Origin of the sequence: Proteus sp. G2626 (assembly GCF_009915985.1) — a bacterium.
GTDB lineage: Bacteria > Pseudomonadota > Gammaproteobacteria > Enterobacterales > Enterobacteriaceae > Proteus > Proteus vulgaris.
On sequence record NZ_JAABNH010000025.1, the window covers coordinates 162358 to 177646 of the forward strand.

Genomic DNA, 15289 nt, shown 5'->3' on the forward strand with positions numbered 1-15289 from the left:
AAGCCTCTTTTAATTTATTACCCCCTGTTTAGCAGGGGGTGAACGTTAACTTATCTCTTAATGGTTGCCGATTTTATTAGTAAATCGGTTTACCATTACTGTCTTTGATACTTGTTTTCCATGCAGCTCGAATTTGTTCTACAACTTCTGCGGGTAATACTGCGTAATCTAGGTTTTTCGCTTCCTGATTACCTTTGTCATAAGCCCAGTTGAAGAAATTCAGCACTTCTTTACCTTTTTCTGCATTTTGTTGTTTTTGATGCACTAAGATAAAGGTGGTTGAAGTAATTGGCCATGCATTTTCACCTTTCTGGTTAGTCAGGTCTTGTGCAAAGCTTTTGCTCCAATCAATTTTTCTTGCCGCAGCACTAAAGCTGTCAGACGTTGGTGCAATCACTTCACCATCAGCGGTTACTAATTTAGTATAAGCAAGATTATTTTGTTTGGCATAAGCATATTCAACATAACCAATTGAACCTGGTACACGCTGAACAAATGCAGCAATACCATCATTCCCTTTGCCACCTAAACCGGTAGGCCATTTAACCGTAGAACCTGCGCCTACCTGGTCTTTCCATGCGTTATTGACTTTGGATAAGTAGCTAGTGAAAACGAATGATGTACCTGAACCATCAGCGCGACGAATAACCGCGATATTCTGGTCTGGTAATTTTACGCCTGGATTGAGTTTTGTGATGGCAGGGTCGTTCCATTTTTGGATTTTGCCTAAATAGATATTACCAATAGTATCGCCATCTAAGGTCAGTTCACCTGATTTGATACCCGGAATATTGACAGCCATAACAACGCCACCAATCACGGTTGGGAACTGGAATAAACCGTCAGCTTGTAACTTAGCATCCGCTAATGGGGCATCAGAAGCACCAAAATCAACGGTATTTGCAATAATCTGTTTTACACCACCAGAGGATCCAATGCCTTGGTAGTTAATTTTGTTACCCGTTTCTTTCTGATAGGAATCTGCCCATTTAGCATAAACCGGGGCAGGGAACGTTGCGCCAGCACCAGTCAGCGAGGTCGTTGCCTGTGCAGAAAGAGCGGTCATTGAAAACGCAGCGGCAATGACACTAGTCAGGGTGGTACGCATCAGTTTCATAATCCCTCCTGTGGGATAGGTAGAATAATTTTCGACATCTATCAACTTCGGTTACGGTACGCACAGACAATAGGTCAGTAAGATGACAATTAAATGTCTTAATTGTGACAGTTTTATGACAAAGTAAAAAAATGATGAAATATTGACAGGAAGAAGAGAAAATAGAATGGAAACGATGGAATCAAAAGAGGCTTTAGATGAAGAGAAATTAATCGTCCTCGTCATCGCGCTCTTTTAACGGAAAATTAGCACGGATGAGTAAGCCACCTTTAACGCTATCATCAAGTTCAACATAACCGCCGTGGGCATCTATAATACGGCGAATAATGGATAATCCTAAACCCGCGCCCGTTGAGCTACGTGCTTGCTCACCTTGAACAAAAGGTTGGAAAAGACGTTGTCGGTCTTCTTGTGGAATACCTGGGCCATCATCTTCGACTTGAAACCATGCATATTCTTCATTTCTCCCACTTGAAACGCGTATCCAACCATTGCCATAGCGAGTGGCATTCACCATCATATTGGCAAGTGCTCGTTTCACAGCGATAGGGTTAGCCGTAATATTAATGGGGGTAGGATGAAGGTGAACTTCACTTATTTTGCCTGAATTTGCTTCAGCTGAAATGACTTCTTGTAGTAGATTATTCATATCGCACAGTTCCAAAGACATCTCTTTACCGGTGCGCATATAGTCTAGAAATTGGCCAATAATGGCATCACAATCTTCAATATCTTTATTGATAGAATCAGCAAGATAACTATCTTCAGGGCTCATCATTTCAGTAGCAAGGCGAATACGAGTGAGCGGTGTACGTAAGTCATGACTTACGCCAGCCATTACGAGTGTTCTATCATTATCTAATGAGCGTATGCCTGATGACATTTGATTAAATGCACGAATGATTGATCGCATTTCAGAGGAGCCAGATTCAGTGATAGGTGGCGGAATAACGCCTTTCCCGATACGACGTGCAGCATATTCGACTTCATTGAGTGGGCGATTTTGAAAACGGTTATAGAGCCAGAAAAAAGCGACAACGATGATAATAAAAATAATCGCTTGTCGATAAACAGGTAGTAAGAAGTTTTGCCCTAATTCAGTGAGTGGAACGCGGATCCAAAGAGAGGGGGAAATATGCGTGTTGATCCATAAAACAGGGTATTCTAGCGTGTTTTCAATCCAAATCTCTGTTTCTCCTCCCAGATATTCAGACATCTGCTCACTTAATTTGTCGTCGATTTTAGCCCAATAGAGCCCCTCCTCAAGCGCGGCCTCTTTATCAAAAAAAGAGATACCTAATTCGCTATAGATTTTATTGCGTAAAGCAGGAGAAATTTTAAGTGGAGTGCCATCGACTAAAATAAGTTCTTCAGGCATTAATGTGCGTATTTCATACGCTAAAACTTTATTAAATTGCTGAAGGCTTGGCCCTACAATAAGATGTTGCACAACGATATAACTGGCTATCAAGCTAAAAAAAAGTAGCGAGATAACCAGAAATAACGAGCGAGTCAGTTTATTGTGGGGTGAAAGCCTCAGCCTTCTCATTGAGCGCTGGTTCCATCAGGAACAAAGACGTAACCAAGCCCCCAAACTGTTTGAATATAACGAGGGTGTGTTGGATCCTCTTCAATCATGCGACGTAAACGAGAAATTTGCACGTCAATTGAACGTTCCATAGCACTGTATTCACGACCACGAGCGAGACTCATTAGTTTGTCACGAGAAAGAGGCTCTCGAGGATGAGAAACCAGCACTTTCAATACAGCAAATTCACCACTTGTTAGTGGCATGTGCTCTTCTTCGTGGAACATTTCACGTGTACCAAGATTTAGCTTGAATTTACCAAAAGAGATAATAGCATTATCTTGTGAAGGGGCGCCGGGTAATTCGTTCGCTTGACGGCGGAGTACAGCACGAATACGAGCCAGTAGCTCTCTTGGATTAAATGGTTTCGAGATGTAATCATCAGCACCAATTTCAAGTCCAACAATTCTATCAACCTCTTCCCCTTTGGCCGTAACCATAATAATAGGAATAGGGTTGTTTTGGCTTCTCAAGCGACGGCAGATAGATAAGCCATCTTCACCAGGAAGCATTAAATCGAGCACAATAAGGTGGATAGATTCGCGAGTGAGCAGACGATCCATTTGATCAGCGTTTGCAGCAGTACGGATTTGAAAACCCTGCTCTGTCAAATAGCGCTCGAGTAGTGAACGTAGACGTAAATCATCATCCACGATTAGCACTTTATAACTTTCTTGCATTTTTAAGCTCCCGAAGTGCAAATGCTTTTGTTAGCGAATTCTATCATCGTTAAGAATATTAAACCAAAACCAAAGAATAAATGTTAATAATTTACAGATAAAACTTGTTCTTTGGTGATAATAAAGGTTATAAATCTATTTATTTATCTTATTCCGAATAATATTTGATAGATAATACGCAGTAATTAACTTCACCACCTGGTGTTTGCACACTAATTTCATCATCGACTTGTTTACCGATAAGCGCTCGGGCAACAGGTGAATCAATAGAAATCCACTGTTTTGCTGGATCAAACTCATCGGGTCCCACAAGTCTGAAGGTTTTGACATTTCCGTCATCATCTTCAAGTGTGACCCAAGCACCAAAATAAACTTTTCCTTCTTGGCGAGGATCGGGATCAACAATTTTTAGCTCATCAAGACGTTTTGATAAAAAGCGAACACGTCTATCAATTTCACGTAATCGCTTCTTTCCATATATATATTCAGCATTTTCTGAACGGTCGCCTTGTGCTGCCGCTTCTGAAACTGATTGTGTGACACGAGGGCGCTCTTCTTTCCAAAGATATTTTAGCTCTTTGTCCAACGCATACCAGCCATCACGAGTAATATAATTACTTTTTGCCATTACAAATTAAAACTATCATCAACATTGAATTTCATAAAGATACTATAGCGTGAATGATAAATTAATCTGTTATTTTCCTCATAATTGTCGAGTGTAATCGGAAATTTGCCAAATTTTTTTAGTGTGGCGTGTGTATAATAGCCCTCTTTTAAATTATTCCTCTCGGTAGGTAAATATAGTATGAATGAATCATTAAGCCGAATTATTGCAGAAGAGCTCACGGTTAAGCCTCAGCAAGTCCTTTCGGCCATAACGTTACTGGATGAAGGGAATACGGTGCCATTTGTTGCCCGTTACCGTAAAGAGGTCACTGGTGGGTTAGATGATACGCAATTACGCCAATTAGAAACTCGCCTTAGTTATTTACGAGAACTCAATGATCGTCGCCAAACAATTTTAAAGTCAATTGAAGAGCAAGGAAAATTAACACCAGAGTTACGCTCTTCAATTAATGAAACGCAAAGTAAAACAGAGCTTGAAGATCTTTATCTTCCTTATAAGCCTAAACGTCGTACTCGTGGGCAAATTGCCATTGAAAATGGATTAGAGCCCTTAGCCGATTTATTGTGGAATGAACCACAACATAATCCAGAAGATGCTGCAACGGCTTATATCAACGCAGAAAAAGGCGTGAATGATACGAAAGCAGCTTTAGATGGTGCGCGTTATATTTTAATGGAGCGTTTTTCAGAAGATGCTGGCTTGTTGGCAAAAGTTCGTCAGTATTTATGGAAAAATGCACATCTTGTTTCAAAAGTCGTTGAAGGGAAAGAAGTCGAAGGGGCAAAATTTAGCGATTATTTTGACCATCATGAACCTATTGCGAATGTTCCTTCTCATCGTGCGTTAGCCATGTTTCGTGGCCGTAATGAAGGTATTTTACAATTATCGCTTAACCCTGATCCTCAATTTGAAGAAGCGCCCAAAGAAAGTTATGGTGAGCAACTGATCACGGAGCATTTAGGATTACGTTTAAATAACCAACCAGCAGATAACTGGCGTAAGGCAGTCGTAAGCTGGACTTGGCGCATTAAAGTTTTAATGCATATTGAAACCGAATTGATGAGCCAATTACGAGAAAAGGCAGAAGAAGAAGCCATTAATGTTTTCGCTCGTAACCTTAATGATTTATTGATGGCTGCACCAGCAGGTATGCGAGCAACTATGGGGCTTGATCCTGGTTTACGTACAGGTGTTAAAGTTGCTGTTGTAGATAGCACGGGTAAGTTAATTGCGACAGATACGATTTATCCTCATACAGGGCAAGCTGATAAAGCAGCGGCTAGTGTAGCTGCATTATGTATTAAGCATAATGTTGAGCTGGTGGCGATTGGTAATGGTACTGCTTCTCGTGAAACAGAGCGCTTTTTCGCTGAAACGGTAAAACGTTACCCAGAAGTCAAAGCACAAAAAGTAATTGTGAGCGAGGCAGGGGCATCCGTATATTCCGCTTCAGAGCTTGCAGCTAATGAATTCCCTGATTTAGATGTGTCTATTCGTGGTGCCGTATCTATCGCCCGTCGTCTGCAAGATCCGTTAGCTGAACTTGTAAAAATTGACCCTAAATCGATTGGTGTTGGCCAATATCAGCATGATGTTAGCCAAACATTATTAGCCAGAAAACTTGATACTGTTGTTGAAGATTGTGTGAATGGTGTTGGGGTGGATTTAAATACAGCATCAGTACCGTTATTAACGCGAGTTGCAGGACTTAGCCAATCTATAGCTCAAAATATTATCAATTGGCGTGATGAAAATGGTCGCTTTAATGATAGAAAGCAGCTACTCAAAGTGGCGCGTTTAGGGCCAAAAGCTTTTGAACAATGTGCTGGTTTCTTGCGTATTCGTGATGGTAAAAACCCTCTGGATGCATCGACGGTTCACCCTGAAGCGTATCCAGTCGTCGAAAATATCCTACAATCCACGCAACAAAAAATTGATGATTTAATGGGTAATAGCGCCTTAATCTCACAGGTTGATGCAAGAGCGTTTATTACAGAGCAATTTGGCTTACCGACAATTAATGACATCTTAAAAGAGTTAGCAAAACCAGGACGCGACCCACGTCCTGAGTTTAAAACAGCAACGTTTGCTGAAGGTGTCGAAACGATGAATGACTTAGTTAGTGGTATGATCCTTGAAGGTACTGTGACCAATGTGACTAATTTCGGTGCATTTGTTGATATCGGTGTACATCAAGATGGTTTAGTCCATATTTCCTCTTTAGCAGACCGATTTATTGAAGATCCACATACCGTGGTAAAAACGGGTGATATTGTTAAAGTTAAAGTACTTGAAGTTGATTTAGCCCGTAAACGTATTGCATTAACTATGCGTTTAGATGAAGTTGCTGGTGATAGTGAAAATAGACAATCATCACCAAGTCATAATCATCCTAAAAATAATAAAGGGCAAAAACCGACTCGTAATCACCGCCAATCAACAAATAGTGGCAATAATGCGGGAAATAGCGCAATGGGTGATGCGTTAGCTGCTGCGTTTGGAAAAAAACGCTAATGACACCTTTATGGTTACGGTGTTAATGAGTAAGAGGCTCTAGCGTTATTGAATGTGGTGTCATTAGATATTGTGGCATCACATTTTTTTATTTATCTTATTCTCGTTTATTTTCTAATAACCAAATGCTGATAAAGAATAACGTAGCCTAAATCTTCTCTCATTTGTTTTTTATTTTTAGTTGGTTTTGTTTTAATCTGACTTAAGGGATATTCAAAAAATAATAAATAAAGTATGCTCTATTTTATCTCTATATTTATTTATTATTATTTTTATCATCCATCTTCTATTCTCCCCATCGCTGATTACCTTTATATTATAAAATATGAGTTGATCGCCTTATGACCTTATTAACAATAAGGTTTTTAAGTGAACGTCTATGAGCTAAAACTGAAAAAACATTGTTTTTGTTTATATCAACTCTCTATTAATTAATAGAATGAATGTCTATAGGTTTATTTCACCTTTATTGGGTTATTAATATGAATTTAAATAAATTATCACTTGGCTTGATCTTGGTTTCTGCAACATTACTTGCAGGATGTGCTTCAGAATCTTCACGCTCTTTAGACGTCGCTAAAGTCGCAACCTATAACACCACTTACACAGGCGCTAAGAGCGCTATTTCGATTGGTAAGTTTGATAACCGTTCTAGCTATATGAATGGGATCTTCTCTGATGGCGTTGATAGATTAGGTAATCAATCAAAAACCATTTTAATGACTCATTTACAGCAAACCGGGCGTTTTAATGTATTAGACAGGGCCAATTTATCGGAATTAAAAGAAGAAGCAGGTATTAAAGGGCAAAGCCAACAACTGAAAGGTGCCACTTATGTGATCACAGGTGATGTGACTGAATTTGGCCGTAAAGAAGTGGGTGATCGCCAATTATTTGGCATTTTAGGTCGTGGTAAAACACAAGTTGCTTATGCAAAAGTGAATTTAAACGTTGTGAATGTGAATACATCAGAAGTCGTGTTTTCATCTCAAGGTGCCGGTGAATATGAACTTTCTAACCGTGAAATTATTGGTTTTGGTGGAACAGCAAGCTATGACTCAACACTTAACGGTAAAGTACTCGATTTAGCTATTCGAGAGGCCGTCAATAATTTAGTGGCAGGTATTGAAAGCAACGCTTGGCAACCTTCAAAGTAATGCTCATTTTATAAGGATATAACAATGTTAAAATCAGTCATGAGCCTTGCTTTTACGCTGTTATTAGCGGGGTGTGTGAATAGCCCTAAACCGCTTTATAACTGGGACAGCTATCAGCAAGTGGTTTATCAATACTATCAACAAAGTGAAAGTGACCCACAAGCACAGATTGATGCATTAAAGAAAAGTATCGAACTTTCTCGTGCTAAATCATTAGGTATTCCACCTGGATTACATGCGCACTTAGGCATGTTATATGGCGCAACAGGCGCTTTAGATTTAGCCATGGCTGAATTTAATGAGGAAAAATCACTTTATCCTGAATCAGCCGAATTTATGGATCGTCTGATGAAAAACAAAGGAATGCAAAAATGAGTCGTTTATTCACGTTAATCTGTTTTGCATTTGCGTTGGTATTAACGGGCTGTGCTCAACCTGTCAAAACAGATTACACCGCATTTAAACAAAGTAAGCCAAAAAGTATTTTAGTATTAGTGCCTCAAAACCACACGACAGAAGTGGGTGCAGAGCACAGCTTCTTATCTCAAGTGACATATCCTTTAGCAGAAGCGGGTTATTATGTTTTCCCGGTGGCCGTCGTTGAAGAAACCTTTAAGCATAATGGGTTATCCATGGCAGGAGATATCCATGCTGTAAGCCCGAAAAAATTGCGTGAGATCTTTGGTGCGGATGCTGTTTTATACTTAGATATCACTGAGTTTGGTACGTCATATCAAGTTATTTCTAGTGATACACGAGTAACTGTTAGCGCTAAACTTGTTGATCTCCGTAATGGTGACATGTTGTGGCGTCGTGCTGCAACAGCATCAAGTACTGAAACAGAGGGATCATCTGGCAGTTTAGTGGGAATGCTAGTTTCTGCTGTTGTGAATCAAATCGTCAATACAGTTTCCGATAAAAGCTATCAAATTGCAGGAATAACCAGTGTACGGTTACTTTCGGCAGGGAAAGCCGATGGTATTTTATATGGTCCTCGTTCTCCTAATTATGGTAAAGATGCAGAATAAATTAATGCTATAAATTAACAATAATAAAGAAAAAAGCTCTATTTTATATAATTATAATAAATAGAGCTTTTTATTTTTCCATTATCAAATAATAATTATTCTTATTAGTCATTAAAGAAGAACGGATATTTTTAATAAAAGGGATTAAATTAATAACAAAGAAAATAAAGAGACTATTTTATTGAAGAGAAGAACCATCCTTGGTTGCTAGTCCGTTTCCTTCCATGGTTAATAATCCATAATTTGGGTATATAAAAGAGACTGATTAAATAAGAGTACGGTCGTTAGAATAAGATAAGGTATGGGGATACTATCTTTCCTTGTAATATAGTGACCTTTATTCTTTAACTGACCCTTAAATTTAAATCAAAACACGACTGAGTTGGATATTAATCAATGTTTTGTTCTAGGGTATGTAATATTATAATTTAGGTAAAGATATAATTATTACTATTATTATAATCATCAAATTACGAGAGAATAAAAAAATAATAAAATTAATATAACGAGATATTTAATTAATTTAAATCGTATTTTGAGTAAAATATCGCTTTAAACTCTGTGTAAAAGTTGATAAGTGTTATTTTAGAATAATAAAAGTTAACTAACATATTGAATAAACGTAATTTATTCATGAATATCTTTCATGGGTAAGACTATTTTTGTTTAATGTGATTTATATCACACCTTGTATTCGAGCATAACGACCTATCAATAAGAAGAAGGGATTTATACGATACCCCTTTCGATCATATTCAGTTCTTGATTTATTGGTTACACTACTATTTCAGATATTCATAGTGTCTGTTTGCTGGTATGAGATATCAGCGGTTCACTTTTGGAAGGTAGAGGCATGTCAGAACAAACAATTATTTGGGATCTTGACCTGATCCATAAGTATAACTATTCAGGTCCTCGCTATACATCATACCCAACAGCATTGGAATTTAATCAGCAATATGGGGCTACCGATTTTATCAAAGCGACTCAACGTTACCCTGAGCGCCCTTTATCGCTTTATATTCATATTCCTTTCTGCCATAAGCTATGTTATTTCTGTGGTTGTAATAAAATGATTACGCGCCATAAACATAAAGCAGATGAGTATCTTGATGTTTTAGAAAAAGAAATTATTAATAGAGCACGTTATTTTAAAGACCGAAAAGTAACTCAAATGCATTGGGGGGGAGGAACACCTACTTTTCTGGATAAGCAACAAATTAGTCGGCTCGTTTTATTATTACGTCAGCATTTTGATTTTGTTGATAATGCAGAACTTTCTATTGAAATCGATCCGCGTGAAATTGAATTAGATGTTATCGATCATTTGCGTAATGAAGGCTTTAATCGCCTGAGTATGGGTGTACAAGATTTTAATAAAGAAGTGCAACAAAAGGTGAATCGTGAGCAAGATGAATCGTTCATTTTTGCATTAGTAGAACGTGCACGTGAAGTGGGTTTTCACTCTACCAGCATTGACTTAATTTATGGTTTGCCTAAACAAACCAAAGAGAGTTTTGCTTTTACACTCAAACGTGTCATTGAATTATCACCAGATAGATTAAGTGTATTCAATTATGCCCATTTACCTAATTTATTTGCAGCTCAACGTAAAATTAAAGATGAAGACCTTCCTTTAGCGGAAGAAAAATTAGAAATATTACAAGAGACAATTTCCACACTGACGACAAATGGCTATCAATTTATTGGAATGGATCATTTTGCGAAGCCCGATGATGAATTAGCCGTAGCTCAGCGTAAAGGTATTTTACATCGTAATTTCCAAGGTTATACCACTCACGAAGAGTGTGATTTATTAGGCCTGGGCGTTTCTGCAATTAGTATGTTAGGGGATAACTACGCGCAAAATGAGAAGGTATTAAAGGAGTATTATGCTCGTGTAAATAGTGAAGGGAATGCACTATGGCGAGGCTTATCACTGACTAATGATGATTGTATTCGTCGAGATGTAATTAAAACCTTAATTTGTAATTTTAATCTACATTTTTCTGATATTGAGAAAATGCACGGTATTGTCTTCCATGACTATTTTAAAGAAGATTTAGAATTACTTATCTCAATGAAGAATGATGGCTTAGTGGAAATCACAAAAGAGGATATTCAAGTGACACCAAGAGGTCGTCTACTTATTCGTAATATCTGTATGTGTTTCGATACCTATTTACGCAATCAAATGCGTCAACGTCAATTTTCTCGTGTTATTTAAATAAGATAGGGGTAGAGGATTAATATTCTTCTATCCCTAATTCTTTTAATTTACGGGTTAACGTATTTCTGCCCCAACCTAGTAATCGTGCTGCATCTTGTTTATGTCCTTGCGTATAGGCTAAGGCACTTAGCAAAAGAGTGCGTTCAAATTGAGGTAATGCATCAGTGAGGATGTTTTCTTTTCCTTCACTTAATGCTTCATCTGCCCATAATGAAAGGTGTTGTGACCAATGTTGAGATGATAGTCGGCTTACACTTTTCACTTTTTCATCGGGCTGGCGAATTTCTTGTGGTAAGTCTTGAGGCATAATTTCTTGGCTTGCCGTCATTACCGTTAACCAGCGACACACATTCTCTAATTGTCTGACGTTACCTGACCAGTTGTATTCCATCATTATTTGTAAACTTTGTTGATGGAGTACTTTTGCTTCCACACCAAGTTCTTTTGCTGTTTTTTGTAAAAAGTAACGTGCCAAACTTGGAATATCTTCCGTTCTATCGCGTAAAGGGGGTAATTGAATGCGTATTACATTGAGCCGATGATAGAGATCTTCACGAAAATCACCGGCTTGAACACGTTTTTCTAAGTCTTGGTGTGTCGCCGCGATAATGCGTACATCAACTTTAACGGGAGCATAACCACCTACACGGTAAAATTGTCCTTCAGCAAGTACGCGTAGTAATCGTGTTTGAATATCGAGAGGCATATCACCAATTTCATCAAGAAAAAGAGAACCGTCATTTGCTTGTTCAAATCGCCCTTGACGTACTTGAGAAGCTCCCGTAAAGGCCCCTTTTTCATGACCAAAAAGTTCGGACTCAATGAGATCTTTAGGAATAGCCGCCATATTGAGGGCGATAAAAGGCGCGGTAGCTCTTGGGCTATGACGATGTAAAGCGTGCGCGACTAGCTCTTTACCTGTTCCGGATTCACCATTAATAAGCACGCTGATTGAGGAGCGAGATAGTCGACCAATAATACGGTAAACCTCTTGCATTGCGGGAGCTTCACCAATCATATCTGAAACTGATTGTAGCGAGTTTTCATCGTTAGTTGGTTGTTTTTGCTCACGATAGTGAGTAATGGCACGATCAATTAATGCTAATGTTTCATCAATATCAAAGGGTTTAGGTAAATAATCAAAAGCCCCTTGTTGATAAGCATTAACAGCAGCATCTAAATCAGAATGCGCCGTCATGATAATAACGGGTAGAGTTGGACATTGTTCTTTAATTATTTTTAGAAGAGATAAACCATCAATATCAGGCATACGAATGTCTGATAACAATACATCAGGTATTTCGGTATTTAATGCATTAAGCACATCATTCGCATGTTCAAAAGTTTTGCATGACATACCTTCACGAGAAATAGCACGTTCAAGTACCCACCGAATAGAGCTGTCATCATCAACAACCCATACATTTCCTTTTTGCATTGGTTATCTCCTACTTAATTGGCAAATAAATAGAAAATTCAGTATTTCCGGGCCAACTGGTAAATTCAATTTTACCTGAATGTTGATCTACTAAATTACGAGCAATCGATAATCCCAATCCATTTCCACCTTCTCGGCCACTTACCATAGGATAAAAAAGCGTATCTTGTAGATGAGGAGGGATACCATCACCTGTATCAATCACATCAATACGAGCAACAAGGCGATGACGTTCACCATGAAGTGTGACCTGAAAAGCTGTACGGGTACGTAAAATAATCGTACCTCCTTTTTTTTCAACGGCTTGTAAGGCATTACGTGTAATATTGAGGAGGACTTGTTCTATTTGATCTGGGTAATGTGATAATTCAGGTAAACTGGGATCATAATCTTTGAGTAAAATGACATTCTCAGGGCATTCAAGTGAAATAAGTTGAGCTACACGCTCAACAACATGGTGAATACTCTGGTGTGTTTTCGTACCTGGATGTTGTGGGCCGAGTAACCTGTCCACAAGAACACGTAGGCGATCGGCTTGTTCAATAATGACTTGCGTATATTCCGTTAGTGCAGGATCAGGTAAGGATTTTGCCAGCAACTGAGCTGCCCCCCGTAATCCGCCTAACGGATTTTTAATTTCATGTGCCAGCCCCCTAACCAATTCCCTAGCAGCCATTTGTTGGGCTTGTTGTATCTGCTCTTGGCTTAACCGGCGTTGACTATCCATAGGCGCCAGTTCCAGCAAAATGTGTTGCTCGGAAATAGGTTGGGCACTGAGCGACATTGTGTGTGATTGGTTATTAACAACCAAGATCACTTCATTGTCGGTAAAGCTTTGCCCACTCGCTAACGTTTCACGCATTAAATCAGCATCAAAAGAATAATAGCTGAATAAGGCGGTAAAAGGTGTTTCAAATAATTTTCGACGGCTTTGTGCTAGAACTTGTAACGCAGAATGATTTGCATAACAAATAATAAACTCTTTGTTGATAACCAATACAGAGTGTATTAATGAGTCTAAAATTAATGTGTTATCAGGTAAGTCTGCCGTTTCCATATTGAATACCTCTTTGCACCATTTTAGTGCATCTTACCTTTATTGCATTAATGAACCAATGCGTAAGTGAATAGACGGACTCCTTAAATGGGAGAAAAGTGCCCATCCGAAGATGGGCAAAATAGCTTCACGGCAAAAAAAATCGTTTTACATCTCAGGGGTTAAGTTTTTCTCAGTAAAGATCATCTTAAGCACTGTAATACATTTCAAATTCAAGAGGATGCGGTGCCATACGTACACGTTGAACGTCAGTACGTAATAATTCTAAATAGGCATCAATAGCATCATCAGTAAATACATCACCGCGAGTTAAGAATTCGCGATCGGCATTTAATGCGTTTAATGCCTCTTCTAATGAACCCGCGACAGTTGGGATCTCTTTTGCTTCTTCTGGCGGTAAGTCATAAAGGTTTTTATCCATAGCATCACCGGGGTGAATTTTATTGATAATTCCATCAAGACCAGCCATTAACTGAGCAGCAAACGCAAGATAAGGGTTTGCTAAAGGATCTGGGAAACGCACTTCAATACGGCGCGCTTTCATACTAGCCACAACTGGAATACGAATGGACGCTGAACGGTTACGCGCAGAGTAAGCCAACATAACAGGGGCTTCAAAACCCGGAACTAAGCGCTTGTAGGAGTTAGTCGTTGGGTTGGTAAATGCATTTAGCGCACGAGCATGCTTGATAATACCGCCGATGTAATACAGCGCCATTTCAGATAATCCGCCGTATTTATCGCCGGCAAACAGGTTTACACCATTTTTAGACAGTGACATATGGCAGTGCATACCAGAGCCATTATCACCGACTAAGGGTTTAGGCATAAAGGTCGCTGTTTTACCAAATACATGAGCAACGTTTTGTACCACGTATTTATAAATTTGGGTTTCATCTGCTTTTTTGGTCATGGTATTGAAGCGAGTTGCGACTTCGTTTTGACCGGCTGTCGCCACTTCATGGTGATGTGCTTCAACCACTAAGCCCATTTCTTCCATAATATTACACATGGTAGAACGAATATCTTGTGATGAATCAACGGGTGGCAGTGGAAAATAGCCCCCTTTAACCATAGGGCGGTGACCTTTGTTGCCATCTTCATATTTGGTATTGGTGTTCCATGCAGCTTCAATATCATTGATAGCGTAAGAAGCGCCTGAAATATCGTTTTTGAAACGAATATCATCAAACAGGAAGAATTCTGGCTCTGGCCCAAATAATACGGTGTCTGCAATACCACTTGATTTTAAATAATCTTCAGCACGCTTTGAAATAGACCGTGGGTCACGGTCGTAACCTTTCATAGTGCCTGGCTCTAATACATCACAACGAATAATCAGTGTTGGATCTTGGAAAAAAGGGTCAAGCATTGCGGTTGTTGCATCTGGCATCAGTACCATGTCTGATTCGTTAATACCTTTCCAGCCACCAATAGAGGAACCATCGAACATTTTTCCTTCTTCAAAGAAATCGTCGTTAACCTGATGAGCCGGAATAGTAAGATGTTGTTCTTTACCGCGGGTATCAGTGAAACGTAAGTCAATATATCTAACTTTATGTTCTTCAATCATGGATAACACATGTTCAAGGGACATAGGAACTCTCCTGGCGAATGGTTTTATTGAGTGCAGTGGCCTTACACATTTTTCGGTGAATTTTTTGCTCACCTAAATTCTATTGCGAAAAGCATGCCAACTTATCTAAAAAGGGATATATACTGTATTGATGAAGTTTAGTGTAGAATATCTCCTGTGATTTTTTAATTATTGCACAAACTTGGTGCAAATTAAGCCTAATTAGTTGCACTATTTTGGTGCAATCGAACGGATGCTACTAAATTCTGAGGC

Annotated in this window: 12 protein-coding genes; 5 read left to right on the forward strand and 7 right to left on the reverse strand. The window is 38.9% G+C overall.

The features are described from left to right. Positions 1-76: 76 nt before the first annotated feature. The 4 genes from pstS to greB all read right to left on the reverse strand — a co-directional run bounded on the left by pstS (position 77) and on the right by greB (position 4013). Entirely contained in the window at positions 77-1117 is a 1041-nt protein-coding gene (gene pstS / locus GWJ05_RS10580; protein ID WP_036933797.1) for a phosphate ABC transporter substrate-binding protein PstS, read from the reverse strand. A gap of 208 nt (positions 1118-1325) precedes the next feature. Beyond that, positions 1326-2666, reverse strand: a complete 1341-nt coding sequence (envZ, locus tag GWJ05_RS10585; protein ID WP_087803705.1) for a two-component system sensor histidine kinase EnvZ — start codon at positions 2664-2666, stop codon at positions 1326-1328. Next, complete coding sequence (gene ompR, locus GWJ05_RS10590; RefSeq protein WP_036933800.1) at positions 2663-3385, reverse strand: osmolarity response regulator transcription factor OmpR; 723 nt, start codon at positions 3383-3385, stop codon at positions 2663-2665. The genes envZ and ompR overlap by 4 nt, the downstream gene beginning before the upstream one ends. Positions 3386-3533: 148 nt before the next feature. After that, complete coding sequence (gene greB / locus GWJ05_RS10595; protein WP_036933803.1) at positions 3534-4013, reverse strand: transcription elongation factor GreB; 480 nt, start codon at positions 4011-4013, stop codon at positions 3534-3536. A gap of 180 nt (positions 4014-4193) precedes the next feature. Here greB and GWJ05_RS10600 point away from each other — a divergent pair, with 180 nt between their 5' ends. From GWJ05_RS10600 to hemN, 5 genes are all read left to right on the forward strand, one after another. Further along, on the forward strand, positions 4194-6530 hold the full coding sequence (locus tag GWJ05_RS10600; protein ID WP_036933804.1) for a Tex family protein: 2337 nt from the start codon (positions 4194-4196) through the stop codon (positions 6528-6530). Between the two features lie 482 nt (positions 6531-7012). After that, entirely contained in the window at positions 7013-7687 is a 675-nt protein-coding gene (locus GWJ05_RS10605) for a CsgG/HfaB family protein (RefSeq protein WP_087803755.1), read from the forward strand. A 24-nt stretch (positions 7688-7711) separates the two neighbouring features. Beyond that, a complete protein-coding gene (locus GWJ05_RS10610; protein ID WP_036933806.1) occupies positions 7712-8062 on the forward strand; it encodes a DUF4810 domain-containing protein in 351 nt (116 codons plus the stop codon). Further along, on the forward strand, positions 8059-8715 hold the full coding sequence (locus tag GWJ05_RS10615; RefSeq protein ID WP_036933809.1) for a DUF799 domain-containing protein: 657 nt from the start codon (positions 8059-8061) through the stop codon (positions 8713-8715). Before GWJ05_RS10610 ends, GWJ05_RS10615 begins: the two co-directional genes overlap by 4 nt. An 853-nt stretch (positions 8716-9568) precedes the next feature. Further along, on the forward strand, positions 9569-10942 hold the full coding sequence (gene hemN / locus GWJ05_RS10620) for an oxygen-independent coproporphyrinogen III oxidase (protein ID WP_036933810.1): 1374 nt from the start codon (positions 9569-9571) through the stop codon (positions 10940-10942). Between the two features lie 19 nt (positions 10943-10961). Here the strand turns inward: hemN and glnG are convergent, their stop codons facing one another. The 3 genes from glnG to glnA form a co-directional block, all read right to left on the reverse strand. Beyond that, complete coding sequence (gene glnG, locus GWJ05_RS10625) at positions 10962-12383, reverse strand: nitrogen regulation protein NR(I) (RefSeq protein ID WP_161681404.1); 1422 nt, start codon at positions 12381-12383, stop codon at positions 10962-10964. Between the two features lie 10 nt (positions 12384-12393). Then, a complete protein-coding gene (glnL, locus tag GWJ05_RS10630) occupies positions 12394-13440 on the reverse strand; it encodes a nitrogen regulation protein NR(II) (RefSeq protein ID WP_036933814.1) in 1047 nt (348 codons plus the stop codon). A 187-nt stretch (positions 13441-13627) separates the two neighbouring features. Then, positions 13628-15037, reverse strand: coding sequence for a glutamate--ammonia ligase (gene glnA / locus GWJ05_RS10635; RefSeq protein ID WP_036933816.1), 1410 nt, complete (start codon positions 15035-15037; stop codon positions 13628-13630). Between the last annotated feature and the right edge of the window lie 252 nt (positions 15038-15289).